Here is a 25,608-nt window from a genome sequence, read left to right as displayed (position 1 = left end):
AAACATGATGGGGAAAGGTTTCCTCCGGGCAGCGAGCGCCAACGCGCGAGACGCGATGGCGTCCGAGAATAAACAGTCCAAAAGGCCTAATTTGAAGTCGTGCGCCGATCGCGCTCAGGACGGCTCAGGAGCCCTATTGAACGCGGAGGCTTCGTCTCTTAGCCGCCGCGTTGCCTCTGCCGTCCAAGCCGTTAAATGGTGCTTCAAATTTGATTTTGAGGCCCGGAGTCAGAGGGGAGAGAAGCTTTGATGTTTTGGATCGCCTCGTCGGTCTTGACGGCGGCTTGATCGGCGAGCCGATACAGTGTCCGGTGAATGAACTCCAATGCGACGCCGGGCTCAAGATAAAACTGTCCACCGCTCTCCCGGACCGATTTCCTCCGGCGGCCATTGATGTAGGCTCTTACGAAATCCGCAAGCACCAAGAGGTCGCTACAGCTCTCCTGCGCCATTTCGAGGTGGCGAATAATCTCGATCTTTTCGCGCATTTGGGCCGCGTCGATCGCTGGCGCTTCCTGCGGCTCGACTCTTTTCAAAGCGGGTTTTGCCATGGTCCGTCCTCCGTTGGGCAAATTGCGCGCCAGGATTGCGCGGTCAATGGATGCTCTCCGACGTTTCGAAGCCGCCGAGGATCCGGCAGATTTCGAAGGCCGAGGTGGCAGTGAGCCCGTTTTGCTTCTCGGACCATTCGTTGATGAGATCGCGCGGATTGGCCGCCGGCGCGGAGGGAGAAAGCTTCTCGGCAAACTCGCGGTTAAGGGCGAGGCGCGCTTGAATGACTAAAAGCGCGTGGTTGACCAGATCGGCGACCGAGCTCGTGGTGAGGAACGGCACCTTCCCCGAACTGACGCCGAGGACGGCCCACACGTCTTCGTCGCTCCAACCTTCGGTCGTGGCAGGAACTTCCCCCGACGGCGGCACGACTTGCGTTTCGTCAACCCACGCCGTTATTCGGGAAAGCTCGCCGAACCATGCGCTGAGCAGCGCGGTCGGACGGGCGGACCCGTTGTAGCCGTCGAGGGCGCGGATAAAGTTGTTATTCGTCTCGATAATTGCGCTATTCGTCGCAATGCATTGGCGCCAGAAATCGCGCAATTCGGATTTGGAGGGGAAGTTGAGATTGATGGTTTTCATAGTCTTTCCTGGTTAAAATGCCAATTACGCGGCGGGGGACAAAAGCTTGAGGGCTTGGGAGCCGCCTTTGGTGTTGACGGCCGTTTGGCGAAGATCGTTCAGTCTAATCGGCCCGCTTGCGACGAACGTCCTGGCGTCCTCAAGAAGTTGGACGAGTTCGCGGATTGACGTGTTTTGCCCATAGGAAACGGCCGCCGCGCGCGCGTCGGCACCGTAAACGTCGAAATCGAGCGCAATCGCGACGAGGTCTTCGTCCAATGGCGCTTTCAAAACCAGCCGCTTGGAGCAGCGGCTGACGATTTGTTCATAGGCGCCGCGATCGACCTTCGTTCTCTTGAGAAGGTCTGGGTTCCCGCAGACGACAACGGGAAAGCCGAAACGCGACGGCAAATCGACCAGCTCTTTGAGGACGTTCAAATCAAGTTGCTGCGCCTCGTCTATGAGCAGATATTCGCCCTGTTTCCAGGATCCGGACGTGTCAAAGCGGTCCTCCAGGGCGCGCCAAATCGAGTCCGTGCTCTCGCGCCCTCCCCTCGCCACGCCCATGGCGTCGCCCAGAAGCCTAAATGCCGCCTTGCCCGTTCCCTGCGTCGCCGAAATACGCAAGTAGATCGCTTTTCGATCGTTCGCATAAAGGCGTTCCAGCGCGACCGTTTTTCCGATCCCCGGCGGTCCAATGATCGCGGCAGCGCGCAGGGTCGCACGCGAGTACGTAACGGTCTCGTCGATGCCGCGAGAAATCGACGTTTCGACAAAGCGAAAAGCCATCAGCGAGCGTCCCTCTTATTCGCAAGAAGACGTTGCATGAACGCCTGGTGATCTTCGGCGGAGCGTTTCAGTTCGGCCTGCTCGCGCGCGCGTCGTTCCTTTGGCGTTTCAGTCAAGCCGGAAGCGATGGCCCGCGCCTCGGCGGACGGGCCAATGTGCGCGCCGATCGGCGCATGCGGTTCACGCGGAAGAACTGACGCGAGTTGGATAATCTCCGCTTCCGCATCGATCGTTGGAATAGACCGACATAGCGCCTTGGCCGCCTTCACGCGACGCGCGCCGCGCGAGGCGGCCTCGCGCGCGCCGGATGGATCAAGGGGATGAAATTCCGCGTCGCGCTGCGCCAACCCCAGGAGGCGCCCTTTGTCGTCACGGATCGGAAGACGATCCCATGCTTGATATTTTGGCACCAGAACAATGACATAATCGCCCAAATAGCTTTGCAGCTCGTCGCAGGTCCATGATGCGCCGGAGAATTGAATTCTTCCCCCGCTGACGCTGCGTCGCTCTTCGGTCGAAAAGGCCGTGATGAAGGCTAATGGGTCGATTTCCGTTTTGGACCAGCCGGCCGCAATCGCTTTTTTGTACGCCTCAAAAGGCGGCAGACCCTTGAGTTTCCGACCCTTTTGGGGCCGATTATGATAAATTATGAGTTGTGCCTCGATCATCCTGACGAATTGGCCGAAATCTCCGCCGTATGGTGTCGGGGCCTTCCCGACATTCGAGGTTTTCGACTTCATCCGGTCGCCGCCGACCCAGCCGGGGATTTGCGCCAGATAATGCCGTTCAAACCGGCCGAAAAAGCCCTCGATTTCCTTGGCGCGGGCGTTATACGGCTTGGCGTTCACGACATTGCTTTCGCGGCCGAAAACGACCCTGTGGCCGAGAAGCTTCATTGCGTCGTCGACGAATTCGGCCCAATTATATTCGGACCCGTTGTCGAGGTAGAGCGTTCCCGGCATCCCCCAGGCCGTGGCCATGCGCAGAAAGCTCTCGATGACGTGGGCGTTGGTTACGCCTTTGCCTTCCTCCAGGATGACGACATCGAGCCACGCCCTTTGGGTCCCCGCGTCGAACCATGCGATAAATTTCGCGTGACGTTGGAAACCCTCAATTTTGGGCAAGAGCACGTCGGCGCTATGCACGTCGCCGTAGATCACGTCGCACGGCGCCAAGCCGCTCACGCCGCGAAGAATGCCCGGCAAATCGTCTTGGAACGCCTTGCGATCGCGGAGGAAGACGCCGGCTTTGCGCGCGATCCGTTCCGCCTTGATGAAATTGTCGGGCAACGCGCAAATGTCGGCCGATGCTTGAAAGCCGGCGGCGCGGCTAAGCTCTATGAGTTTCCGCTCAGCCATCAGGCGGATGTGGCCGAAGGAAGCCAGGTTCTTGTGCTCTCCCCGGATGTAAAGCCGCAATTCAGAGGCGATGCGTTTCTTGACTTCATCGTCAAAAGGAACGGAGCTGTCCCATTTTTGGGTTAGGATGACACGCTTTTGGCCTGCGTCCGAACGCTTTCGCCGCGCCAAACCGGCTTCAGCTTGGTCTTCATGGCGTTTGACCCAACGCATGATCGTGGCGACGGAAACATATTCCATCCGGCCGGTGCGCGGGTTAAGGAGTCGTCGTTGCGCCTCTTCGCGTGCCGCTTTCGCCCTCCCTTCCGACCCCTTAGGATGGGTAACAACCCGCATGACCAGGTCGTAGCGAATGTCGCGCTCTATTCGCGTAATGTCGCCGGGCGCTGGAGCTGCAACCGCGGTTGAAACACGCTTTAAACGCTCTTGAATGTAGGCGGGCAGGCTATCGACTTTGACTTCGTATTGACGCCCGCCGCGGCCGCCGCGCCCGGCGACTTCCCGGACAACCAAGCGCGCGCCGTTCCAAGTCGCCGACGGGTTCTTGCTGGCCCGCATGATGGCGCGTTCAATCGCCCGGCTCGATATGGCTGCTGCGTCGGCGATGACGGCGATGGGAAGGAAGTCCCTCACGCTACTTTCTCGGGGAACAGTTCTGCAAGGAGACGCTGACGAAGTTCGTCCGCACGTCGGCTGTGGCGTGCTCCTTTCAACGCCTTTTCCGCGGTTTGCCTGTTAACGCCGGCTGCATTACACCAAGCATTGAGGCTGGAATTTCGCGCGACTAATGCCGCGCGGACGGTCTGATACAGATCGTCTGACCCGGCAATTGTAATTACGAGAGGGAGGGTGCGAACGATTTTGGGCATTGCGCCGCCTAATGTCTTATTTCGGTGCATTTTGTTCAGAATAACGCACATTTCGGTATATGGCAAGCGACTACGACGATGCCAGACTGGCGGAGGCGCTACGCGCCGTGATAAAGAAAAAGCGAGTCTCAATGAAACTAATTTCGGAGAAATTAGGGATTTCGTATCGCACTGTTCAGAATTACATAAATGGTGAAAACCGTATTCCTGCCGATTTTTTCTTGCGTCTGGCACATTTGTTGCGCATAGACGCGGACTATTTTATATATGGCGACTTTCGACCGCACCATTCCGATCTTTATGACGCTGTTTGCGGATCGCTTATTGAGCTTGGCCTTATGCCATCTTTGGGGCCTGAGACGCCTCAGCACGAGCGCGAAAAGGCATTAACACTGGCGGCCCGAATGACAGCCGATTTGGAGGCCCGATATGATCGCTTTCGGGCAGAAGGCGCGTTCGGTCCCTTCGTCTCGCACCTTTCGTTTGGGCGCCGCGAAACCAAGACCGGTTGATGTTCGGCAAAATGTTCGCCAATCGTGGGATTTGGCGTAGCATGTTCGCCAATCCTTTTTGAAAATGTATAGAAAAATCAACAGCATCGCACATACGGAAAATCAGCCGAGTGTTCGCCAATCCGGTTTGGCGAACACTACACACCTACAAGGTTGTTATTAAAGAGATTTTCGAGTCCCGGCGTGCAATTACCGAATTCCGGGATTTGCAATTAATTTTACGCGCTCCAGCAGCAACCATCTCACATCTTTTCGATTGCAGAACCAAGCGCGAACATCTATCTTCCGTTCATGATTTGTATTGGCGTGATTCTGAAGCGCCAAAGCAACGCCGGATGCGGCAAGATTAGACAGGGCGCGGCCATGCTGACCAGGAAACAAAGCGAATTGCTTCGTTATATTCATGAGCGCCTGAAAGAGACCGGCGTGCCTCCATCCTTCGACGAAATGAAGGACGCGCTCGACCTGCGCTCGAAGTCCGGCATTCATCGCCTCATCATGGCGCTGGAGGAGCGCGGCTTCATCCGGCGCCTGCCAAATCGCGCCCGGGCGCTGGAAGTTTTGCGGCTGCCCGAGTCGTCAACCCCGGCGGCGCCGCGCGGCGGACGTTTCGCGCCAAGCGTCATCGAAGGCAATCTCGGCAAGACCCGGCCAGTCGTCGCGGGCGACCCCTCCGATTCGAGCCAGAACGTCGCCATCCCCGTCATGGGCCGCATCGCGGCCGGCACGCCGATATCGGCGCTGCAAACACGGTCCCACAGCATCGCCCTCCCCCCGGACCTGTTGTCCAACGGCGAACATTACGCGCTCGAAGTCCGGGGCGATTCGATGATCGAGGCCGGCATTCTCGACGGCGACACGGTGGTCATCAAGAAGCAGGAATCCGCCGAGTCGGGTGAAATCGTGGTCGCCTTGATCGACGACGAGGAGGCGACCTTGAAGCGCTTGCGCAAGCGCGGCGCCTCGATCGCGCTGGAAGCCGCCAATCCGGCCTATGAAACGCGGATCTTTGGGCCGGACCGGGTCCGCATCCAGGGCAAGCTGGTGAGCCTCGTGCGCAAATATTGAGCGGAGTTTTCGCGGACGACGGGAAAAGCGACGAAGAAACTCATGCATTATTTCAATATGTTAGATGGTTAATTGTTTCCCGTCGCGCCTTTAGCTCACGGTCGCAGTGACAGCCGGAAGGGTCGCTGCGCTGAATTTCTGGCGTTATTCCATGGACAAATTTTGAGCTCAGTTCTCTGGCGGGCCGGGGAATTGACGCTTAACCTCTGTGAAGGCGTTTTGTCCCTGGCAAAGGAGTATGCGCATGACCCGCGATCAACTCACCGAACGCATTCTCGACATCAAGCGCGAAAAACGCCTGACATGGCAGCAGATCGTCGAAGCGACCGGCGAAATGGCGGATGTGCTGATCGTCGGCGCGCTGCTCGGCCAGATGCGCCTTCCCGAGGCGCTCGCGGCCAAGTCTGCCGCTTTTCTCGGCCTGACCAAGTCGGAAGAGCGGATGCTGACCGAGGTTCCGATGCGCGGCCAGAATTCGCCGATGCCGCCGACCGACCCCCTGCTCTATCGCTTTTACGAACTGCTCATGGTCAATGGACCGGCGATGAAGGAACTGATCCAGGAGGAATTCGGCGACGGCATCATGTCGGCGATCGATTTCGACATGGCGATCGAGCGCCAGCCCGACCCCAAGGGCGACCGGGTCAAGATTTCCATGTCCGGCAAATTCCTGCCCTACAAATATTACGGCGCCGGCCCCGGCGTGCCGCCGAATGGCGCCAAGAACGGATAATCAATCCCGCTATTCCCGCGAATCGTCCTTCGTCGCGGGCGACTCCGGCGCGGCGGCGGGACGCAATGGCGCAAGCGCCCGGCGGCGCGGCGCGCGTGACCAGGGGCGATCCTCGCCTGGCGCGCGGGTTGTGCGCCATTCCATGCCTTTCGGGCCGAAAGCCAGTGTCACCGCCCCGGTTTCCCGGAGCTTGCGGCGGTCGAGCAGAATTTTTGGCGTGCAATAGCTCGGCGCATAGAGCGGCGAAATGACGACCTGCGCCCGGGCGCAATCCTCATGGAAGGCTTCGCCGTCGAGCACCAGGGCCGCCGCTTCGCCATTGCGCATTACGCCGACGCAACCGAGCGTGTCGCAACGGCCGGCGGCTTCGGCTTCGGACGCCGGGCGCAGGTCGGCGTCGGCGCGCAGCCATTGTTCGGCGGCAAAGGAATCGCGCCTTTTGCCGAGAAGCGCGAGGCGCCCTCCGGCGTCGCGCAAAGCCGCATATTCCCCGGTCGGCGCCACGGCGAGATCGAAGCGCTGTCCGCTCGCCGCCCCCAACAGGCCCAGGCCGACCAGCGGCAGCGCCGTAAGCTTCATCAGCCGCGTCCGCCACAAGACGGCGGAGAGAACCGCGAGCGTCAGGCAGGCGATCGACCAGGGCGCGAAAGCCGGCAGGGCGATAGTCGCGCCCGGCGCCGACCCGATCCAACGCGCGATCGTCATGATCATGCCGACGCCCGCGCCGAGATAGGACCAAACCAAACCGTCCGCGCCGAAAGGCGCGAGCAACGCGCCGAGCAACGCCGCCGGCACCGCGAAAAGCTCGATCATCGCGAGCGTCAGCGGATTGCCGATGAGCACATAGGGATTCAATTCATGAAAGTCATAGGCCATGAAAGAGGCCGTCGCGGAGGTCGCGCAGAAGGTGGCGGCCAGTGCGCCGAACACGCGCAGGCGGCTGATTTCCCCCATATGGTCGGCGAGCCCCCGCGCTTCGCGCTCGGCCTCGGTCCCGACCGCCTTGGGCGCGGGATTTGGCCTCCCGCTCGCCGCGCCGCGCGATTCGTAAACCGCAATCAGCGCGGCGACGGCCGCGAAGGATAGCTGGAAACTCGCGCCAAGCAGCGCCTCCGGCTCCCAAGCGATCACCGCCAGCGCCGCGAAAGCGAGATTGCGCATGGAAAGCGCCGGCCGTTCGGCGATGACCGCGCCGAGCAGAATCAGGGTCATGAACAAAGCGCGTTCCGAGCCGACGCGCGAGCCGGTGAACAGGCCATAGGCCAGCGCCCCGAGCATGGCGAGCGCGGCCGACCATTTCTTGATCGGATAGTTCAGCGCGAGAGCGGGGAAGAGCGCCAGAAAACCGCGAAAGCCGACGAAGAAGATGCCCGCGACCAGGGTCATCTGGACGCCGGAAATGGTGATGATATGAAAAATCCCCGCCTTGGCGATGGTTTCCCGCGCCGCTTCCGAAAGGAGGTCGCGCTTGCCGGTGACCATCGCGGCGGCGATCGCGCCATTGTCGCCGCCTATGCGATCATAGACCCTCAACGCCAGCGCGTTGCGCGCGCGGTCCACCGCCGCATAGAGGCGCGGCCGCCAGTCCGCCGTCCGGGGCGCGGGAAGAGCCTCCGCCTTGCCCAGCACATTGCCGACGGCGCCGATGCGCTGAAAATAAGCGTCGCGCGCAAAATCATAGCCGCCCGGCAGCGCCGCGCGCGCCGGCGGCAGCAGCCGCGCCTTGATGGTCAGGAAATCTCCCGCGGCGAAAGCAGGAACGCCGCGCATGGTCAAGCGCACGCGATAAGGCGTCTGCTCCGGCGCGAGACGCTCGGCCTCGGTGACGCGCAGCAGGAAACGCGCGCCCTGGGGCCGGAAATCGACCTCTTCGACGAAGCCGGCAAGCTCACCGATGTAAATGCGATCCAGCACTGGCGCATCCACCCGCGCCGCGCGCCAGCCACCGGAGAACTCGCCCGCGGCCAGCGCCGCGAGGATGACAAACACGGCCGAAAGCGTACGCTGCTCGTGCGCAAGAAAAGCCAGCGCAGCAAACAGAACCGCCGTCGCCCCGACGACCCAAAGAACCGGCTCGGTCGGCGCGACGAGATAATAGATCGCGCCGGCGCCCGCCGCCGCCGGCAACCACAGGAAAGGCCGGCGCAGATCCCATTCCTGCTCCAAAGCGGCGGCAAAATACAGGCGCAGGGCGGCGAGCGCGGCGCCGGGCGAGAGGCGCAGCGCCGCAAGGCTACCAACCCTGTCCGTCAGCCCCTTGGGAGCGGACGCCATGCGATTGCCCCTTTTTCTGGCGACGAAGCCCATGCTACACGAACGCGCTGCGGCAAGACCACTCCCTTGGCCTCTCCCTCGGCCATTCCCCGCGCCGCCTCAGGTTTCATCGCAATGTCTCATTCCGTCGTCACGCGTTTCGCACCCTCGCCCACTGGCTATCTCCACATCGGCGGCGCGCGCACCGCTCTCTTCAACTGGCTCCTCGCCCGCCAGACCGGCGGCAGGATGCTGCTGCGAATCGAGGATACCGACCGCGAACGCTCGACAGATTCGGCGATCGCCGCGATCATCGACGGGATGAAATGGCTCGGCCTCGACTGGGATGGCGAGACCATCTACCAGTTCGCGCGCGCGGGACGCCATCGCGAGGTCGCCGAGGAAATGCTCGCCAGGGGCGCGGCCTATAAATGCTACGCGACGCCGGAAGAGCTCGACGAGATGCGCGAACTCGCACGCAAGGAGGGCCGCCCGCCGCGCTATGATGGGCGCTGGCGCGACCTCGGCGGCACCGAAGCCGAAAGCGACGCGATCGCGCAAGGCCGCAAGCCGGTGGTCCGCCTCAAGGCGCCGCGCGAGGGCGAAACGATCATCGAGGACAAGGTCCAGGGAATTGTCACCTTCCCCAACAAGGACCTCGACGACCTCATCCTGCTGCGCTCCGACGGCACGCCGACCTATATGCTCGCGGTGGTGGTGGACGACCACGACATGGGCGTGACCCAGATCATCCGCGGCGACGACCATCTGACCAACGCCGCGCGCCAGACCCACATCTATCAGGCGATGGGCTGGGACATTCCCGCCTTCGCCCATATCCCCCTCATTCACGGGCCAGACGGCGCGAAAATGTCCAAGCGCCACGGCGCCCTCGGCGTGGACGCCTATCGCGCCTTGGGCTATCTGCCGGAAGCCCTGCGCAATTATCTGGCCCGTCTCGGCTGGAGCCAGGGCGACCGCGAGTTTTTCTCGACCGACGAGCTGACCGAGGCCTTTTCGCTCGCCCAGGTGCATCGCTCGCCCGCGCGGTTCGACTATGCGAAGCTCGAAAACATGAACGGCCATTACATGCGGGCTATGGACGATTCCGCTTTGCTGGCGCAGTTCATCGTCGCCCTGCCCTATCTGCCCAATGGCGAGGAGATTGTGGCGAAGCTCGACGACGCCAAGCGAGCGCAGCTCGCCAAGGCCATGCCGGGCCTGAAGGAGCGCGCCAAGACCCTGATCGAGCTGGCGGACGGCGCGCGCTTCCTCTTCGCCGAGCGTCCGCTCGAATATGACGAAAAGGCGCGTTCCCTGCTCAATGAGGCCGGTCGCGCCCATCTGGCCGCGCTCGCGCCGAAGCTCGCCGCGCTGCCGGAATGGACGGCGCCGGCCGCCGAAGCGGCGGTGCGCGCCTATGTAGGAGAAACGGGAGCCAAGCTCGGCCAGGTCGCGCAACCCCTGCGCGCCGCGCTCACCGGCCGCGCGACGTCGCCGGGCATTTTCGATGTCCTGGAGACGCTTGGCTGCGACGAAAGTCTTGGCCGGATCACCGACGCCGCAGGCGCCTCTATCGTTTAAGATGCTGTCATCTTGAACCTGCCCGGACAATAAGCTACTCATTCGCAGTGCACAATATTAACGCGATTTTGCCGCTTTGCGTCCCGCGAATAGTGTTGCGGGGACGCGGCGGCGCGCCGTTTGCGGCGTCAGCGAAAAGGCGAACCTCATGAGCGAAACGGGTAAGTTTACATTCGGCGACAAGACCGTCGAAATGCCGATCAAGCACGGCTCGATCGGCCCGGCGGTCACCGATATCGCCAAGCTGTACAGCCAGACCGGCATGTTCACTTACGACCCCGGCTTCACTTCGACCGCAAGCTGCGAATCCAAGATCACCTATATCGACGGCGACGAGGGTGTCCTTCTCTACCGCGGCTATCCGATCGAACAACTCGCCGAGCACGGCGACTTCCTCGAAACCTGCTATGTCTTGCTTTATGGCGAATTGCCGACGGCCAAGCAGAAGGCGGATTTCGACTATCGCATAACGCGCCACACCATGGTTCACGAGCAGATGGCGCGCTTCTTCTCCGGCTTCCGCCGCGACGCCCATCCGATGGCGGTCATGGTGGCTTCGGTCGGCGCGCTCTCGGCCTTCTATCACGACTCGACCGACATTTCCGACCCGCAGCAGCGGGTGATCGCGACCATGCGCATCATCGCCAAGATGCCGACGCTGGCCGCCATGGCCTATAAGTACAGCATCGGCCAGCCCTTCATCTATCCGAAGAACGACCTCGACTATACGTCGAACTTCCTGCGCATGTGCTTTGCCGTTCCTTGCGAGGAATATAAGGTCAATCCGATCGTCTCTCGCGCGCTCGACCGTATCTTCATCCTGCACGCCGACCACGAGCAAAACGCCTCGACCTCGACTGTCCGTCTCGCCGGTTCCTCGGGCGCCAATCCCTTCGCCTGCATCGCCGCCGGCATCGCCTGCCTGTGGGGCCCGGCCCATGGCGGCGCCAACGAGGCGGCGCTGAAGATGCTGACGGAAATCGGCTCGGTCGAGAATATTCCGAAATATATCGCCAAGGCCAAGGACAAGAACGATCCCTTCCGCCTCATGGGCTTCGGTCATCGCGTGTACAAGAATTACGATCCGCGCGCCAAGATCATGGCCAAGACCTGCCATGAAGTCCTCAACGATCTCGGCATCAAGGACGATCCTTTGCTCGATGTCGCGGTCGAACTGGAGCGCATCGCGCTTCACGACGACTATTTCATCGAGAAGAAGCTTTATCCGAACATCGACTTCTATTCCGGCATCACGCTGAAGGCGATGGGCTTCCCGGTTTCCATGTTCACGGTGCTGTTCGCGCTCGCCCGCACGGTCGGCTGGATCGCCCAGTGGAAGGAAATGATCGAGGACCCGAGCCAGAAGATCGGCCGTCCGCGCCAGCTCTATACCGGCGAACCCAGCCGCGACTATGTGATGATGGGGTCGCGTTGAGTTCTTCCCGCTTTAACCGCGGCGCGGCTTGCCGCGCCGCCGGCTTGGCTGCGCTCCTCTGGCTTGGCCAGGGGAGCGCTCAAGTCTTCGCGCAAGCCAACTCGCTGGAGGAAGGCGGCCTCGTCGAACAGAGCGGCGACCCCACGCCCATCAACGACAAGGCTTTCGATTGCGGGGTCTTCCGCCGTCTCATCGCGGCGGCGCCCGATGGCTTCAAGGCCTTGCGCGGGCCGACGCAGAAAGAAGGCGAGGCGGTGACGACCTATGGCGTGACCGAGAATCTGTTCGGGGCCTGCCAGATCATCGACAAGAAAAAGATCGGCGAGATCATTTATTCCTGTCAGGCTGGCAAGATCGATCTGGCTGACATCAAGGCGACCGTCGAGGCTTGCCTCGGCCAAAACGCCTTCGGCTATGCGGGAAACGAAAATCCGCATACGCCTTTCTTGAAATACGAGCCGCGACTTGGCGACGCCAGGGCGCGTGTTCTGGTGCTGAAGACTTTCGGCAAGCAAACGCTGGCGATCATGAATATGCGTTAAGCCTTTTCGTGCTTCGCCGTCATTGCGATCCATGGGACGCACCTACCGCGCCCATGCATCGCAATGATGTTTTCAATTTATTTTCAAAACTATAAACGAATTATCTGACAAATCGCTTCCGCCGCCTTTTCGCTCGGGCGCTTGCCGTCCGTGATCGCGAGCCGGTCCTCGATCCGGCCCATCGCCTCGATCTGGCGGCGCCGCTCGGACCCGTCGTCGAGGATTTCCGCGAGGCGTTCGGCCAGCCACGGCCCGTTGGCCTCGTCCTGAAGCAATTCCGGGAAGGCCTTTTCGCCCAGAATGATGTTCGGCTGCGCCACCATGCTCACCTGGATCAGGCGGCGCGCGAAAAACTCCTCGATCTTGGGAACTCTATAGGCGACGATCGTCGGCGTCCGCGACAAGGCGAGTTCGAGAGTGACTGTCCCCGAGGCCGCCAAGGCCGCGCGCGCGGCCCGAAAGGCGGCATATTTCTCGTCATCGCCCACGACGACGCGCGGCTTGACGCGCCACTGCGCGATCATCTCCCCCACCCGCGCCGCCAAGCCGCGAGAGGTCGGCAGAACATAGTCCAGGCCGGGATACGCCGCGTCCAGTCGGGCGATGGCGTCGCCGAAGGCGTCGCCCATGCGCTGGACGACCGAGGCGCGCGATCCGGGCAGCACAAGAATCGGCCCCTTCTTCTTGGCCTCGTCATCGCCCCGCAGCGCGTCCCGCCGCTCGATCAAAGGATGGCCGATATAGACGCAGCGCGGGCCGCCGAGCCGCACGTGAACCTCGGGTTCGAAAGGAAAGATCGCCAGAATCAGATCGACATAGGCGCGCATTTTTTTCGCCCGCCCCGGCCGCCACGCCCAGACCGTCGGCCCGACATAATTGACGATCTTCATGTTGGGCAGGATTTTGCGCACCCGCCGCGCCACGCGATGGTTGAAATCCGGGCTGTCGATCAGGACCAGAACGTCCGGCCGCGCAGCGATCACGGCGCGGGCCGTCTGGTCGATCCGCCGCAGCACATTGCGCAGATTGGCGAGCACCGGCAGCACGCCCATCAGCGAAATCTCATGCATCGGAAACAGGCTGACGAAATTCTCGGACGTCATGGCGTCGCCGCCGACGCCCATGATCTCGACGCCAGGAACCCGTTCCCGCAAGGCGCGGATCAGGCCCTGCCCGAGCAAATCGCCCGAGGGCTCACCCGCGATCACGAAAATTTTCAAACCTGCGTCTCCCGCGAAAAACCGTAAAGAAACAGGCCGGCTTTTTCCGCCTGCGCCGCCACCGCCGCGCGGTCGAGAATCAGCACCCTGCCCGCTTCGACCGCAATGCCCATCAGCCCGGCCTTCGCCGCCGAGGCCACCGTCTCGGGCCCCATGGCCGGCAGATCGACGCGCAAATCCTGACCCTTTTTCGGCGCCTTGATCAGCATTCCGGCGGGTCCCTTCGCCCGCCAGCGTCCCTTTTCGCGTAATTCGGCGACCCGCAGCAGCATGGCGTCAGTGCCTTCGGCGGCTTCGAGCGCGACAATCCGGCGTTTTGCAAGCACGAGGGCCTGGCCGCAGTCGAAGGCCGAGAGCGCTGCGAGGCAGTCATGGCCGAAGGCGAGGTCTTCCGCCATCTCGGCGGGAAAGGCGAGCCGGTTCATTTCGCCCGGGGCGGCGACCAGTTCCGGCGCCAGGGTCTCGACGCCAATCACGCGCAGGCCCTCGCTCTCGAACAGCTTTATGACACCCTTGAGCGCATGATCGTCGCCGCCTTTCAACAACCGGAAAATGTCCGGCAGGCGCTTGATTGCGCCCCAATCGGGACGAAGATCGGCGAATTCGGGTCGGCCGAGACCGCCGATGAAACAGATGTCCTTGATCCCGCGCGCCTCGATCTCGCGCAAGGCCGCGCCAAGCTGGCCGACGCCGAGCCAGACATGGGGGAAATTCGCGACTCCTTCGCTCGCTATGCCCTTGAGGGCGAGAAGGAAGACCTCCTGCCCGCGAACCTCCGCGGCGCGCGCTGCGACAAGGGGAAACTGGCCCGCGCCGCAGATGAGCGCGACCTTTCCACTCACAGCGCGACGCGCTCCAATTCCGGCATGCACAGGGCGCGATCGCCGCCCGAGCGGATGAAGTCGACGATCATCATGACCTCGGCGTTCTCGGAGAATTCCTCGGCGACGTCCTCGACGCGCTCCTTCAGCGTGCCTTCCGCCGCGAACAAGGCGCGATAGGCGCGGCGCAGGTCATGGATCGCGTCGCGCCCGAAATTGCGGCGTTTCAGCCCGACCAGATTGAGGCCCATCAGGAAGCCGCGGCTGCCGAACGCCAATCCGAAAGGGATGAGATCGGCGCCGATGCCGGTCATGCCGCTGACGAAGGCGTGCGCGCCAACCCGCGCATATTGCACGATGGCCGAACCGCCGCCGCAGATCACCCAGTCGTCGATGGTGACATGGCCGGCGATCATGACATTGTTGGAAAAGACGCAATCGTTGCCGATGCGGCTGTCATGCCCGACATGGGAATTGGCGAGAAAAAAGCAGCGATCGCCGATCACGGTTGCCGCCCGGCCCGCGGCGGTGCCCGGATTCATGGTGACGCCCTCGCGGATCACGCAATCCTCGCCAACCGACAGAATCGTGTCCTCGCCGCGATATTTGAGGTCCTGCGGCTCATAGCCGATCGACGCGAAAGGATAGATGGTTGTTCTCGGACCAATCGTCGTGTGGCCGTTGACGACCGCATGGGATTTCAGCACCACGCCGTCGCCGAGCGTCACCTTGGGACCGATATGGCAGAAGGGGCCGATTTCGACGCCGTCACCCAGTTTTGCGCCGTCCTCGACGAGGGAGGTGGGATGGATGGCCATGGATCAGCCCTGCTTGTCTGTGTCGGTGATGATCATGGCGCTGATCTCGGCCTCAGCGACCAAAGCGCCGTCAACCATCGCCTTGCCCTCATACCACCAGATGTTTCGGCGCTGATTGATGCGCTTCATGTGGAATTCCACCCGATCCCCCGGCACGACCGGCTTGCGGAATTTCGCCTTGTCGATCGTCATGAAATAGACCAGGGGCGGCTTGGCCCCGCCGAGCTTGGCGTTGACGCAGAGCGCGCCCGCCGTCTGGGCCATGCCCTCGATCAGCAGCACGCCGGGAAAAACCGGCCGATCCGGAAAATGGCCGGTGAATTGCGGCTCGTTGACAGTGACATTCTTGATGCCGACGCCAAATTCGTCCCCGTGCGCCTGAACGATGCGGTCCACCAGGAGAAAAGGATAGCGATGCGGCAATAATTGCATCAGCCTCTGAATATCGATCGTTTCCAAGGTCTCGACCTGATCCGACATATTCCGTTCCACAATCATCGAATGTTAGGCGTTAACAGCCCGCATTAACGACACATTGGCGCCGAAGGCCAGACCCAAAATCGCTTTTGGGCTGGCGCAGCGCGCTCTGACTGCGCCAAAAGCTCGTTGGCTTCAATCATCCCGCCCCTTTCGCCTGACCATGCGATCGAGCGCGGCGACGCCCTTCAACCAGAGGCGCGCGTCACGCGCCGGCGAACCGCCCATTTTGGCTCCCGGCGCGACATCGGCCATGACGCCGGACTGCGCGGCGATCTGCGCACCCATGCCGATCTTCAAATGGCCGGTGATTCCCGCCTGACCGCCGGCGACGACGAAATCGCCGAGTTCTGTCGAACCCGAAATCCCGACCTGGCTGACGATGACGCAATGGCGGCCGACGACGACGTTGTGGGCGATCTGCACCAGATTATCGATCTTGGCGCCTTCGCCAATGATTGTGTCGCGATTGGCGCCGCGGTCGATCGTGCTGTTGGCGCCGATTTCGACATCGTCCTGAATGATGACCCGGCCGACCTGCGGCGCCTTGAGATGGCCGCGCGGGCTCATGGCGAAGCCGAAACCATCCTGGCCGATGCGAACGCCGGGATGGATGATGACACGGTCCCCGATCAGGGCGTTGGCGACGGTCGCCCCCGCTCCGACCGTGCTGCCGCGGCCGACGCGGACATGGGGGCCGATCACCGAATTGGGGCCGATCACCGCATCCGCGCCGATCTCGGCATGGGGACCGACGACCGCGCCCGGATCAACGATCACGCCCGGCTCCAGCCGCGCCAGCGGATGGACATTGGCGCCGGGCGAGACGCCATGGCTGTCGAACCAGGAACCCGGCCGCGCCGCCTCGGGATAGATTCGGGCTGTGACCATGGCGCAGGCGCGATAGGGTTCGCGCACCACCAGCGCAGCCACGCCGGCCGGCGCGCGATCGGCGTAACGCTCCGAGACGAGACAGGCCGTCGCGCGGGTTTGCGCCAGCTGATCGGCATATTTGGGATTGTCTAGAAAAACGAGATCGCCCGGGCGGGCGCGGTCGAGCGGCGCCACGTCGAAGATTTTGACGTTGAGATCGACTTCGCCGGCTGGCTTGGCGCCGGTCCATTCCACGATTTCCGCGAGGGTCGGCGCGACCGCGCGGCGAAAGAACTTCATTTCTTCCAAGAATCGCTCCCTAGAAAAGTGACGCGCCCGCTCCGCATGCCGCGGCCTGCCGCGTCGCGCGTTGATTGATCATGATCTCTCCGGAAAACCGGGGGCCACTTTTCAGGATCATGATCCGGGCGCGGGCGCGGGGAGCCCCGAAACATCGACCAAGAAGAAAGGGCGCGGCTGACTGCCGCGCCCCTTGCATTCGCGCATGAATCGCTCAGAACGTCGTGCCGCCGCTGAAGCTGAACTGCTGTTCGATGTCGTACTGCGATTTCGACAGGACGAAGGAATAATTGAAGCGGATCGGCCCCATCGGCGACGCCCAAATCAGGCCGAGGCCAACCGAGGAACGGACGATCATATTGTTGCTGCCGACGGCGATACAAGGCTGTTGCTGGACCGGCCAGCCATTGATGAAGGTGACCTTGGACGACCCGTTCGGATTGTAGTTGTTCATATAGGTGCAGGACGACGCCTGCGCCGCGGAATAGCCCAGATAGGTGCCGAAATTGGTCATGCCCTGGTAGTTCCAGAGGCTGCCCGCGTCGGCATAGACCGCACCCTTGAGGCCGATATCCTTGGGCAGGTAGGGAATCGGGAACTGGGCTTCAAGCGAAGCGCCCCAATAATCCGTGCCGCCCAGCGCGTTGCCGTTGTTATTGGTCGTCGCGTTGGTGATGTCGCGCGGGCCGATGCCGCCCGGCGCGAAGCCGCGCACCAGGCTCGGGCCGAGGTTGAAATTGTCAACCACGCGTAGCTCACTGTTGCCGGTTTTCACGAGATTGCCGGCCTGGAGATGGACGAGGCCGACGACATTATCGAAATAAAGGTTGTGATAGCCGCGAATATCGACCGTCGACCGCAGGAAGTTCGAATTGCCGCCGACACCGGCGAAATCCTGTTTCAGCTCGGCGCGAATGCCCGAATGGGGGTCGCGCGGATTGTCGACCGTATTATAGCTCAGCGTATAGCCGATCATCGACGTCAGCCAGTTGCCCACAGCCTGTTTCAGCGCGAGCGAGGCTTCGCCATTGGTCAGACAGCTGTTGACTGGCGAGACCGGGAAGCCGTTATAGGGCGGCGTGACCCACAAAGGATAAGTACAGTCGTTGAATGGTTCGCTCGAGTTATTGGGGACCGTCAGCTGCGAGTTATAGAGCGTGTAGCGCGGCGCGATCGACAGATCGTCCGTCAGCGGGATTCCGAGACGGAGCGTGCCGCCGGTCACCCAATTCGAATAATAGGCCCAGGTCGAAGCCATGGTCATTTTCGAATAGAGGTCGAAGCCCGCCGCCAGGCGGTTATCCATGAAGAAGGGCTCGGTATAGTTGAGTTCGACGCCGCTGCTGTACTGGCCGGCCGAGACCGAACCGCGAATATATTCGCCCCTGCCAAGGAAGTTGCTCTGGGTGACCGAAACCTCCGCGATGAAGCCCTGGACCGTCGAATAGCCGCCGGAAATCGCGAACGACCCGGTGGACTGCTCCTCGACGTCCACATCGAGGATGACGCGGTCCGGCGCGGAACCCGGTTCGTTGGTGACCTTGACCTTCTTGAAGAAGCCGAGCGCGTTCAGGCGGCGCTCCGCCCTGTCGATCAGCACCTTGTTGTAGGGGTCGCCCTCGCCGATGTCGAATTCGCGGCGGATGACATAGTCGCGCGTCGCGGTGTTGCCACGAATGTTGATCCGCTCGACATAGACCCGCGGGCCCTGCTCGATGACGAAGCCGATTGACACGGTATGATTCGCCGGATCCTTGTCGCCGGTTGGGCGGACCTGCGCGAAGGCGTAGCCCAGCTTCTGGACTTCCTTCGTCAGACGAACCGTGGTGTTCTGGACCGCATCGCCATCGTAGATATCGCCAGCGTGAATATCGAGCGCTGATTTCAGGACCCCGTCGGACAGGCCGGGGATCTGGGAATCGATCCGCACCGCACTGACGCGATAGACCGACCCCTCCTCCATGCTGATCGTGACGACATAGCCGCCCGCCGCCGGGTCATAGACCGGATCGACGCCGATGATGCGGAAATCGGCATAGCCGTTCTTGAGATAATAGCGGCGGATCGCCTCGGCGTCTTTCGCCAGACGATCAGGATCGTAGACATCGGAGGTTTTGAAGAACGACAGGAGATTCATTTCCGTCGATTCCATCAGCCCCTTCAACTTGCCGTCGGAATAGGCGTGGTTGCCGACGAAGCGGATCTCCTTGATGCCGGTCTTGTCGCCTTCGTTGACGTCGAAGACCACATCGACCGTGCCATTGGGAACCTGGACAGTTCGCACGCTCACCGTCGCGGCGTTGCGACCCGCGCGGCGATAGACGTCGAGGATGCGCTGGACGTCGGCGTCAGCGACCGCCTGACTATAGGCGCCGCGGCTCTTGAGCTGAACCTCTTTCTGGAGATCTTCGGACTTGACCTTTGAATTGCCGACGAAAACGACGTGATTGATCATCGTCGAATTCTCGACCACGCGCACGACGAGCGTGCCCCCCCGACGATTGACCTGAACGTCGGAGAAATAGCCGGTGCTGTATAGCTTCTTGATCGCGTCGTTGCTGTCGCCGCCGACGAAATAGGACCGGATCGTTTCCGAATCAACACGATGGTTGCCTTCGACGACGATGTTTTCGGCCAGCGCACGAGTCGGCGCCGTGAGCGAACCGACCATCAGCGCAACCGCCAACGCGGTCCGACCCATAAGACCTTGGCGAAACGTCATTGAAACCCGGTCTCCGTGACTCCTGACCCGCCATGAAACTTTGTTCCGCGGCGGGGGCCGAACCACGAGCGATCCGACCGCAAACTCCAGACTACGAATGGATAGCACAAACCAAGCCTGTCCATTTCGATTCTGCTTCTACAAGGTTTATGGAATCCTGCAAATGCTCTCGGTCCCGCGTCCCGTTTTTTTACGACGCCGTGGCCGGCAAGCCACGTTTTCCATACATATTTCCGCCGCATTTCGCGATTTGCGGCAAAATTCCGGTCGTCACGGGGCGCGACGGCCGCGGCGGAGGGACGGGGCGGGAGGCCCACCCTCAACCGAGTTTGAGCCATTGGCGGGTGATCCGCACGAGGTCGTTATAGGTGGCGACCAGCATCAGGACGGCGACGAAGGCGAGGCCGATCCGGAAGCCGAATTCCTGCGCGCGTTGCGTCAGCGCCCGGCCGCGCGCGGCCTCGTAGGCGTAATAGAGCAGATGGCCGCCGTCGAGCAGGGGAATGGGCAGGAGATTCAGCAGGCCGATCGAGATCGAGAGAATCGCCGCGAGATTGAACAATGGCCAGATGCCGGCCCTCGCCACCTCGCCGGACACTTCGGCGATGCGAATCGGCCCCGACAATTGCTTGGGCGACTCCCGCCCGATCACCACCCCGCCCAGATAGGCGGCCGTGCGGTCGATCACGAACCAGGTCTCGCGCGCCGCTTCGACCGCAGCCCGCGGAACATTATAGGTTTCCTTGCGCCAATCCTCCGCCGCGCCGCCCGCCGAGACCCCGAGCATGCCACTGCGCGCGGTTCCGAAGGGCGTGACCACATCCTTTTCCGCCGGCGTCGCCTCCAACTGGACCTGCTTGCCGTCGCGCTGGACTACGAACTGGAGCCTGACGTCGCCGGAGGCCGAGACGATGCGCTGCATGTCGGCGAAGCTTCTGATCGGCTGACCGCCGATCGACAGCACGAGATCGCCCTTCTGGAAGCCTGCCGCCGCCGCCGGACTGCCGGCGACGACGCCCGCTATGCGGGGAATCAGAACCTCGCGGCCCTGGAAATAGAACAGGCCCGTGAAGATCAGGATGGCGAGGACGAAATTGGCGAATGGGCCGGCCGCGACCACCGCGGCGCGCTTCCACACCTTCTGCGCGAAGAAGGACACTTTGCGCTCCTCCTCCGGCATCTTGGAGGCGGCTGTGAAATCCGGCTCGCTCGCGCCATTGGCGTCGCCATGGAAACGAACGTAGCCGCCGAGCGGCAGAGCAGCGAGGCGCCAGCGGGTGCCATGGCGGTCGATGTAATGGGCCAGTTCCGGCCCGAAGCCCAGGGAGAAGGCGTCAACCTTGACCCCGCAGAGACGGCCGACCAGGAAATGGCCGAACTCGTGGAAGAAGACGACGAGGCTTAGGACGAAAAGGAAGGGCACAAGATAGGACCCCAGTGTCCAGAGCGAATGGAACAGCGACATGTCGCATCCTTGCTCGGCGGCGTCGAAAACCGCGCGATTGGTTACCAGATCGTTACCTTGCCGTATCGGCGGTTAACGGCCAAGCCCCCCGAGCCGCGCACTCGATCTTTCTCGCACAATATGGTCAACGGCGAGCGCGGACTCAATATCTAGCGGGGTCCGCGCCACCCCTTCCTTCTCGAACACCTCACAAATCGCTTCTACATTCCTGGCTATATCATTGAAACCAATCTTGTTGTCGAGGAAGGCCGCAACCATGACCTCATTGGCTGCGTTGAGAATCGTCGGCATGGCGCCGCCGGCCGCGAGCGCGTCCATCGCCACCCGCAGGGCGGGGAAGCGCTCAAAATCCGGCTTCTCAAAAGTTAACGACCCGATCTGGGCCAGATCGAGGCGACGCGCCTGCGTCGGCACACGATCCGGCCAGCCGAGGCAATGGGCGATCGGGACCTTCATGTCGGGAACGGCCATGCCGGCGGTCACAGCGCCGTCGGCGAAGGAGACGAGGCCGTGAACGATCGATTGAGGATGGACGAGGACATCCAGCTTGCGCGCCTCGACGCCGAAAATATGCAGCGCCTCGATCAACTCGAGGCCCTTGTTCATCAAACTCGCGGAATCGACCGTCACTTTGGGGCCCATCGCCCAATTGGGGTGGGCGAGCGCCTGCTCCGGGGTCGCGGCGGCGATTCTTTCGGCGCTCCACGAGCGGAACGGCCCGCCCGAGGCGGTCAGCCACATCTTTTCGATCGTTTTCGGACTTTCGCCGCCGAGCGCCTGGAAAATGGCGTTGTGCTCGGAATCCATCGGCAGCACGCGCACGCCCTTCTCGCGCGCCTTGCGCATGAATGGCTCGCCGGCGCAGACGAGGCATTCCTTGTTGGCGAGCGCCACGTCGCGCCCCGCCTCGACCGCGGCGAAGGTCGGAACCACCCCGGCCGCCCCGGCGATCGCCCCGATGACGAGGTCGGCGTCCATGTACGCGGCTTCCTTGAGCGCCTCCGGGCCCGCCCCCGCCCTGATCCCGGACCCGGCCAGCTCTGATTTCAGCGCCGCGTAAGCGGCGACGTCGGCGACCGCCGCGAATCTCGCGCCCAGGGTCCGGGCGACGCGGGCCAGATTGGCGGCGTCGCGCCCGCTCGCGACAGCAACGGTCTCGAAAGACCCCGGCGCGCCGAGGATCACCGCCTCGGTCGAACTGCCGATCGAACCGGTGGCGCCGAGAATGGTGATCTTGCGGGGACGGGCATGGGGAATGGGCGCCGGCGCGAAAGTCATGTCTGCCTACTGCCAATAAAAAAGGCCGGCCGCCGCGCTGGGCGGGACGGCGCGCCAAAGGCCGAACAACGCGGCGAAAATCGCCGCGGCGATGAAGCCGTCGATCCGGTCCATGACGCCGCCATGGCCCGGAATGAGATGGCTCGAATCCTTGACGCCGAAACGGCGCTTGACCCAGGATTCGAACAGGTCCCCGGCCTGCGCCAGCGCGCCGGCGACGAGCCCCAGGAGGAAGACGGGGATCAGGGGCGCCTGCGCATTGGGCCACATATGAGCGACTACCGCCCCCAGGGCCGCGCCGCACGAAACGCCGACCAGAAACCCGGACCAGGTCTTGCCGGGCGATATCCGCATAGCAAGTTTCGGGCCGCCGATCAGCCGACCCGCGAAATAGGCGCAGATATCCGTGCCCCAGACCACGGCGAACAGCCAGGCGATGGCGCAGGCGCCGAAAAACGGGTCGTGGCGCAGGGACAGCACGGAGAGCAGCAGCCCGCCGGCATAGAACAGGCCGAAACCAGCCCAAAGCCGGAATCCCGGCCCCGCCGCCCAGGCGGCGAAACCCGCCGCGAGCGGCGCCAGCAGAAAGACGAACTCGGTCTGCCTGAAGCGAAAGAGAATGGTGGCGGCGCAAAGGACGCCGGCGCCGACGAACATGCGCAGCCAGGGCAGCGGGGCGCCGATCAGGCGCTGCCATTCCCAGTTCACGGCGAGCGCCGCGACCAGCCAGAACAAGGCGAAGATCCAGCCGCCGACCGCAAGCGAGCCCGCGGCGGCCGCCGCCAGGACCAACGCCGAGGCCGTGCGCGTCGAGAGATCTTCGAGATGATGGCGCGCCATCACGCCCTGCGCGCCATTCGCCTTGCCGGGGTGCGGCGGCGAGTCTGTCTTATTCATGAGAGCGCCGGAATGAAGTCATGACGCGAACGCGAGCATTCATGACGCGGACGCAACTTTAGCGACGGGGGCCGGGCCGACGCCGCCGAAACGCCGCTCGCGCGAGCGAAAGCTGACGATCGCCTGTTCGAAGGCAGCCCGGTCGAAATCCGGCCAGAACACCGGCAGGAAAACCAACTCGCTATAGGCCGCTTGCCACATCAGGAAATTGGACAGGCGCATCTCCCCGGAGGTGCGGATGATGAGGTCGGGATCGGGCGCGCCGGCGGTGCAAAGCCGCGCGGCGAAAGCAGCCTCGTCGATGTCTTCCGGATTCAGCCGTCCGGCGGCGACGTCGCGCGCCAGAGCGCGCGCGGCTTCCACGATCTCCTGGCGCGCGCCGTAATTGAAGGCGACGATGAGGTCGAGCTTGGTGTTGCGCCGCGTGCGGTTTTCGGCCTCTTCGAGCAAAGCGACGATCTCGGGCTTGAGATTGTCGCGCTCGCCGATGATCCGCACCCGCACCCCGGCCTCTTCCAGCGTGTGGAGGTCGCTGCGGATGAACAGTTTGAGCAGCCCCATCAGATCGGCGATTTCCTGCGGCGGGCGCGCCCAGTTTTCGCTGGAGAAGCTATAGACGGTGAGATAGCGGACGCCGAGTTCGTTCGCCGCGCGCACCGTGCGCCGGAGCGCCTCGACGCCGCGCCGATGGCCCTCGAAGCGGGGCAGGCCGCGCGCCGCCGCCCAGCGGCCGTTGCCGTCCATGATGATTCCGACATGCAGGCCAGCGCCGTCGGCCGGGTGCTTCATCCCGGCGACGCCGTCGATCATCTGCTTTTCGCTCATCGAGTCCGTCCGCTGCCCCTGAGCCCGCGCCGTTCGCCGGCGCTCTCGCTATATCATCCTGCGCCAATCGCGACTTGCGACCAACGGCTTGATCGCATCCCTTCGGCGCCCCCCAAAGGCTTTACCATAAAACCATGAACGAAACGACGCCAACTGCGTGGCGGAGCGACTTCTTCCCGGTCGCGCCCGCTCAGACCTGCATGATTTCCTTTTCCTTGGCCGCCAGCACCGTATCGATTTCGGAAATCGTCGCGTCGGTGGCCTTCTGCACCTCGGTCTCGTGGCGCTTTTCCTCGTCTTCGCTGATCGCCTTGTCCTTGACCTGCTTTTTCAGCACATCCATGCCGTCGCGGCGAACATGACGAACGGCGACGCGCGATTCCTCTGCATATTTGTGCGCGAGCTTGACGAGCTCCTTGCGGCGCTGCTCGTTGAGTTCGGGAATGCGGATGCGCAGAATCTGGCCCTCGACGGTCGGCGACAGGCCGAGATTGGCGTCGCGGATCGCCCGGTCGACCGCGCCGACCATGCCCTTGTCCCACACCTGAACGGCGAGCGCCCGCGATTCCGGCACCGAAATGGTCGCGACCTGGTTGATCGGCATGGACTGGCCATAGGCGTCGACCATGACCGGCTCCAGCAGGGCGGCCGAGGCGCGGCCGGTGCGCAGGCCGCCCAGTTCGTGCTTGAGCGCCTGGATCGCGCCTTGCATGCGCCGCTTGATTTCACCGAGATCGAATTGAGCGCTCATGAATCACCTGTCCTGACCGGCGCCGGCGCGCCGCCTGTTCTTTTCATTGGTCGCCGGAGCGGGCGTCCGTCAAGGCGCAACCAGCGTCGCCCTGCCCTGCCCCGACAGCGCCGCTGTGATGGCGCACGGCTCCGCGATGGAAAAGACGATTATCGGAATACGGTTCTCTCTCGCAAGAGCAAAGGCCGCCGTATCCATGACGGCGAGATTTTTGGCGATGGCCTCGTCCTGGGTCACGCGTTCGTAGCGGATCGCATTTGGGTCCTTCTTGGGGTCGGCGGAATAGACGCCGTCCACCTGGGTCGCCTTGAGGATGGCGTCGCAGGACAGTTCCGCGCCGCGCAGCGCGGCGCCGGTGTCGGTGGTGAAGAAGGGATTGCCTGTGCCCCCGGCGAGAATCACGATCCGGCGCTTGGCGAGATGATGCAGCGCCGCCTGGCGCGAATAGGGCTCGCACAGCGAGGGCATCGGCACGGCGGAGAGCGCGCGCGCCGCCCGGCCTCGCTTCTCGATGGCGTATTCGATCGCCAGCGCGTTCATGACGGTCGCGAGCATGCCGATGGAATCGGCCCGCGCCCGCTCGATGCCCTTGTCCGCGCCCTGGATGCCGCGAAAGAAATTCCCCCCGCCGACCACGACCGCGATCTCCGTCCCAAGGTCGGCCGCCGCGACGAGATCGTCGGCGATGCGGTCGAGCGTGGCGGAATCGAGGCCATGGGTCTGTCCGCCCTGCAGGGCCTCGCCCGACAATTTCACGACCACGCGTTTCCATTTCGGGCTGAGGGGCGAGGCGCTCATGGTGACTCCTTCGGCGGCCGCGATTCGTGGCGGCCGCGTCTTGCTTCTAGGTGCAAAACCCAATGGCCGCAATCGGCACTCCGTCCCCGACTGACAGGCTTTTTTTA

23 protein-coding genes are annotated in these 25,608 nt (G+C 62.8%); 6 read left to right on the top strand and 17 right to left on the bottom strand.

The genetic code is table 11. The features are described 5' to 3' along the window. Positions 1 to 203: 203 nt before the first annotated feature. The 4 genes from K2U94_RS10580 to K2U94_RS10565 are packed head-to-tail and all read right to left on the bottom strand — an operon-like array spanning position 204 to position 3,893. Entirely contained in the window at positions 204 to 551 is a 348-nt protein-coding gene (locus K2U94_RS10580) for a hypothetical protein (protein ID WP_243067176.1), read from the bottom strand. A gap of 43 nt (positions 552 to 594) precedes the next feature. Next, on the bottom strand, positions 595 to 1,134 hold the full coding sequence (locus tag K2U94_RS10575; protein WP_243067175.1) for a hypothetical protein: 540 nt from the start codon (positions 1,132 to 1,134) through the stop codon (positions 595 to 597). Positions 1,135 to 1,158: 24 nt separating this feature from the next. Next, positions 1,159 to 1,902 (bottom strand): AAA family ATPase, encoded by a 744-nt coding sequence (locus K2U94_RS10570; RefSeq protein WP_243067174.1) that lies wholly within the window; start codon positions 1,900 to 1,902, stop codon positions 1,159 to 1,161. Beyond that, a complete protein-coding gene (locus K2U94_RS10565; RefSeq protein ID WP_243067173.1) occupies positions 1,902 to 3,893 on the bottom strand; it encodes a hypothetical protein in 1,992 nt (663 codons plus the stop codon). Before K2U94_RS10565 ends, K2U94_RS10570 begins: the two co-directional genes overlap by 1 nt. Positions 3,894 to 4,188: 295 nt before the next feature. Between K2U94_RS10565 and K2U94_RS10560 the strand changes: the two genes are divergently transcribed. From K2U94_RS10560 to cynS, 3 genes are all read left to right on the top strand, one after another. Beyond that, positions 4,189 to 4,641 (top strand): helix-turn-helix domain-containing protein, encoded by a 453-nt coding sequence (locus tag K2U94_RS10560; protein WP_243067172.1) that lies wholly within the window; start codon positions 4,189 to 4,191, stop codon positions 4,639 to 4,641. Positions 4,642 to 5,004: 363 nt separating this feature from the next. Further along, the gene (lexA, locus tag K2U94_RS10555; protein WP_243067171.1) at positions 5,005 to 5,709 is read left to right on the top strand and encodes a transcriptional repressor LexA; all 705 of its coding nucleotides are present in this window, start codon (positions 5,005 to 5,007) and stop codon (positions 5,707 to 5,709) included. A gap of 244 nt (positions 5,710 to 5,953) precedes the next feature. Then, positions 5,954 to 6,442 carry a cyanase gene (gene cynS / locus K2U94_RS10550; protein ID WP_243067170.1) on the top strand — a complete coding sequence of 163 codons (489 nt, stop codon included), beginning with the start codon at positions 5,954 to 5,956 and terminating at the stop codon, positions 6,440 to 6,442. Positions 6,443 to 6,451: 9 nt separating this feature from the next. On the opposite strand, the gene K2U94_RS10545 is transcribed toward cynS, so the two are convergent. Continuing rightward, on the bottom strand, positions 6,452 to 8,716 hold the full coding sequence (locus K2U94_RS10545) for a ComEC/Rec2 family competence protein (protein WP_243067169.1): 2,265 nt from the start codon (positions 8,714 to 8,716) through the stop codon (positions 6,452 to 6,454). Between the two features lie 114 nt (positions 8,717 to 8,830). On the opposite strand from K2U94_RS10545, the gene gltX reads away from it, so the two are divergent. The 3 genes from gltX (at position 8,831) to K2U94_RS10530 (ending at position 12,256) form a co-directional block, all read left to right on the top strand. Continuing rightward, entirely contained in the window at positions 8,831 to 10,279 is a 1,449-nt protein-coding gene (gltX, locus tag K2U94_RS10540) for a glutamate--tRNA ligase (RefSeq protein ID WP_243067168.1), read from the top strand. Positions 10,280 to 10,427: 148 nt separating this feature from the next. Continuing rightward, positions 10,428 to 11,714: a citrate synthase gene (gene gltA / locus K2U94_RS10535; protein ID WP_243067167.1), complete on the top strand. Its 1,287-nt coding sequence runs from the start codon at positions 10,428 to 10,430 to the stop codon at positions 11,712 to 11,714. 44 nt (positions 11,715 to 11,758) lie between these two features. Further along, the gene (locus tag K2U94_RS10530; protein WP_243067166.1) at positions 11,759 to 12,256 is read left to right on the top strand and encodes a hypothetical protein; all 498 of its coding nucleotides are present in this window, start codon (positions 11,759 to 11,761) and stop codon (positions 12,254 to 12,256) included. Positions 12,257 to 12,345: 89 nt separating this feature from the next. On the opposite strand, the gene lpxB is transcribed toward K2U94_RS10530, so the two are convergent. The 12 genes from lpxB to pyrH form a co-directional block, all read right to left on the bottom strand. Continuing rightward, entirely contained in the window at positions 12,346 to 13,476 is a 1,131-nt protein-coding gene (gene lpxB / locus K2U94_RS10525; RefSeq protein ID WP_243067165.1) for a lipid-A-disaccharide synthase, read from the bottom strand. Next, the gene (locus tag K2U94_RS20635) at positions 13,473 to 14,318 is read right to left on the bottom strand and encodes an LpxI family protein (protein ID WP_243067164.1); all 846 of its coding nucleotides are present in this window, start codon (positions 14,316 to 14,318) and stop codon (positions 13,473 to 13,475) included. Before K2U94_RS20635 ends, lpxB begins: the two co-directional genes overlap by 4 nt. Continuing rightward, complete coding sequence (lpxA, locus tag K2U94_RS10515) at positions 14,315 to 15,115, bottom strand: acyl-ACP--UDP-N-acetylglucosamine O-acyltransferase (RefSeq protein WP_243067163.1); 801 nt, start codon at positions 15,113 to 15,115, stop codon at positions 14,315 to 14,317. The genes K2U94_RS20635 and lpxA overlap by 4 nt, the downstream gene beginning before the upstream one ends. Positions 15,116 to 15,118: 3 nt before the next feature. Beyond that, positions 15,119 to 15,595 (bottom strand): 3-hydroxyacyl-ACP dehydratase FabZ, encoded by a 477-nt coding sequence (fabZ, locus tag K2U94_RS10510; RefSeq protein WP_243067162.1) that lies wholly within the window; start codon positions 15,593 to 15,595, stop codon positions 15,119 to 15,121. A 132-nt stretch (positions 15,596 to 15,727) separates the two neighbouring features. Next, positions 15,728 to 16,774 (bottom strand): UDP-3-O-(3-hydroxymyristoyl)glucosamine N-acyltransferase, encoded by a 1,047-nt coding sequence (lpxD, locus tag K2U94_RS10505; protein ID WP_243067161.1) that lies wholly within the window; start codon positions 16,772 to 16,774, stop codon positions 15,728 to 15,730. Between the two features lie 205 nt (positions 16,775 to 16,979). Continuing rightward, complete coding sequence (gene bamA, locus K2U94_RS10500; protein WP_243067160.1) at positions 16,980 to 19,436, bottom strand: outer membrane protein assembly factor BamA; 2,457 nt, start codon at positions 19,434 to 19,436, stop codon at positions 16,980 to 16,982. Positions 19,437 to 19,806: 370 nt separating this feature from the next. Continuing rightward, the gene (locus K2U94_RS10495; RefSeq protein ID WP_243067159.1) at positions 19,807 to 20,952 is read right to left on the bottom strand and encodes a M50 family metallopeptidase; all 1,146 of its coding nucleotides are present in this window, start codon (positions 20,950 to 20,952) and stop codon (positions 19,807 to 19,809) included. A 72-nt stretch (positions 20,953 to 21,024) separates the two neighbouring features. Beyond that, positions 21,025 to 22,230: a 1-deoxy-D-xylulose-5-phosphate reductoisomerase gene (dxr, locus tag K2U94_RS10490; RefSeq protein WP_243067158.1), complete on the bottom strand. Its 1,206-nt coding sequence runs from the start codon at positions 22,228 to 22,230 to the stop codon at positions 21,025 to 21,027. Between the two features lie 6 nt (positions 22,231 to 22,236). Next, a complete protein-coding gene (locus K2U94_RS10485) occupies positions 22,237 to 23,127 on the bottom strand; it encodes a phosphatidate cytidylyltransferase (protein WP_243067157.1) in 891 nt (296 codons plus the stop codon). Between the two features lie 39 nt (positions 23,128 to 23,166). Next, the gene (locus tag K2U94_RS10480; protein ID WP_243068850.1) at positions 23,167 to 23,937 is read right to left on the bottom strand and encodes an isoprenyl transferase; all 771 of its coding nucleotides are present in this window, start codon (positions 23,935 to 23,937) and stop codon (positions 23,167 to 23,169) included. A gap of 205 nt (positions 23,938 to 24,142) precedes the next feature. Beyond that, on the bottom strand, positions 24,143 to 24,703 hold the full coding sequence (gene frr, locus K2U94_RS10475) for a ribosome recycling factor (protein ID WP_243067156.1): 561 nt from the start codon (positions 24,701 to 24,703) through the stop codon (positions 24,143 to 24,145). A 69-nt stretch (positions 24,704 to 24,772) separates the two neighbouring features. Continuing rightward, positions 24,773 to 25,501 (bottom strand): UMP kinase, encoded by a 729-nt coding sequence (gene pyrH / locus K2U94_RS10470; protein WP_243067155.1) that lies wholly within the window; start codon positions 25,499 to 25,501, stop codon positions 24,773 to 24,775. Positions 25,502 to 25,608 lie beyond the last annotated feature (107 nt).

This window comes from Candidatus Rhodoblastus alkanivorans, from assembly GCF_022760755.1.
Taxonomy (GTDB): domain Bacteria; phylum Pseudomonadota; class Alphaproteobacteria; order Rhizobiales; family Beijerinckiaceae; genus Rhodoblastus; species Rhodoblastus alkanivorans.
The sequence above is the reverse complement of the archived record's forward strand: the minus strand, read 5'-3'. Positions and strand labels throughout refer to the sequence as shown.

Excerpts from the sequence above, each read along its gene's own strand:
- K2U94_RS10580 (WP_243067176.1), bottom strand. The coding sequence starts at position 551 with ATGGCAAAACCCGCTTTGAAAAGAGTCGAGCCGCAGGAAGCGCCAGCG.
- K2U94_RS10575 (WP_243067175.1), bottom strand. The coding sequence starts at position 1,134 with ATGAAAACCATCAATCTCAACTTCCCCTCCAAATCCGAATTGCGCGAT.
- K2U94_RS10570 (WP_243067174.1), bottom strand. The coding sequence starts at position 1,902 with ATGGCTTTTCGCTTTGTCGAAACGTCGATTTCTCGCGGCATCGACGAG.
- K2U94_RS10560 (WP_243067172.1), top strand. The coding sequence starts at position 4,189 with ATGGCAAGCGACTACGACGATGCCAGACTGGCGGAGGCGCTACGCGCC.
- lexA (WP_243067171.1), top strand. The coding sequence starts at position 5,005 with ATGCTGACCAGGAAACAAAGCGAATTGCTTCGTTATATTCATGAGCGC.
- cynS (WP_243067170.1), top strand. The coding sequence starts at position 5,954 with ATGACCCGCGATCAACTCACCGAACGCATTCTCGACATCAAGCGCGAA.
- K2U94_RS10545 (WP_243067169.1), bottom strand. The coding sequence starts at position 8,716 with ATGGCGTCCGCTCCCAAGGGGCTGACGGACAGGGTTGGTAGCCTTGCG.
- gltX (WP_243067168.1), top strand. The coding sequence starts at position 8,831 with ATGTCTCATTCCGTCGTCACGCGTTTCGCACCCTCGCCCACTGGCTAT.
- gltA (WP_243067167.1), top strand. The coding sequence starts at position 10,428 with ATGAGCGAAACGGGTAAGTTTACATTCGGCGACAAGACCGTCGAAATG.
- lpxA (WP_243067163.1), bottom strand. The coding sequence starts at position 15,115 with ATGGCCATCCATCCCACCTCCCTCGTCGAGGACGGCGCAAAACTGGGT.
- fabZ (WP_243067162.1), bottom strand. The coding sequence starts at position 15,595 with ATGTCGGATCAGGTCGAGACCTTGGAAACGATCGATATTCAGAGGCTG.
- bamA (WP_243067160.1), bottom strand. The coding sequence starts at position 19,436 with ATGGTCGGTTCGCTCACGGCGCCGACTCGTGCGCTGGCCGAAAACATC.
- K2U94_RS10495 (WP_243067159.1), bottom strand. The coding sequence starts at position 20,952 with ATGTCGCTGTTCCATTCGCTCTGGACACTGGGGTCCTATCTTGTGCCC.
- dxr (WP_243067158.1), bottom strand. The coding sequence starts at position 22,230 with ATGACTTTCGCGCCGGCGCCCATTCCCCATGCCCGTCCCCGCAAGATC.
- K2U94_RS10485 (WP_243067157.1), bottom strand. The coding sequence starts at position 23,127 with ATGAATAAGACAGACTCGCCGCCGCACCCCGGCAAGGCGAATGGCGCG.
- K2U94_RS10480 (WP_243068850.1), bottom strand. The coding sequence starts at position 23,937 with ATGATCGACGGCGTCGCCGGGATGAAGCACCCGGCCGACGGCGCTGGC.
- frr (WP_243067156.1), bottom strand. The coding sequence starts at position 24,703 with ATGAGCGCTCAATTCGATCTCGGTGAAATCAAGCGGCGCATGCAAGGC.
- pyrH (WP_243067155.1), bottom strand. The coding sequence starts at position 25,501 with ATGAGCGCCTCGCCCCTCAGCCCGAAATGGAAACGCGTGGTCGTGAAA.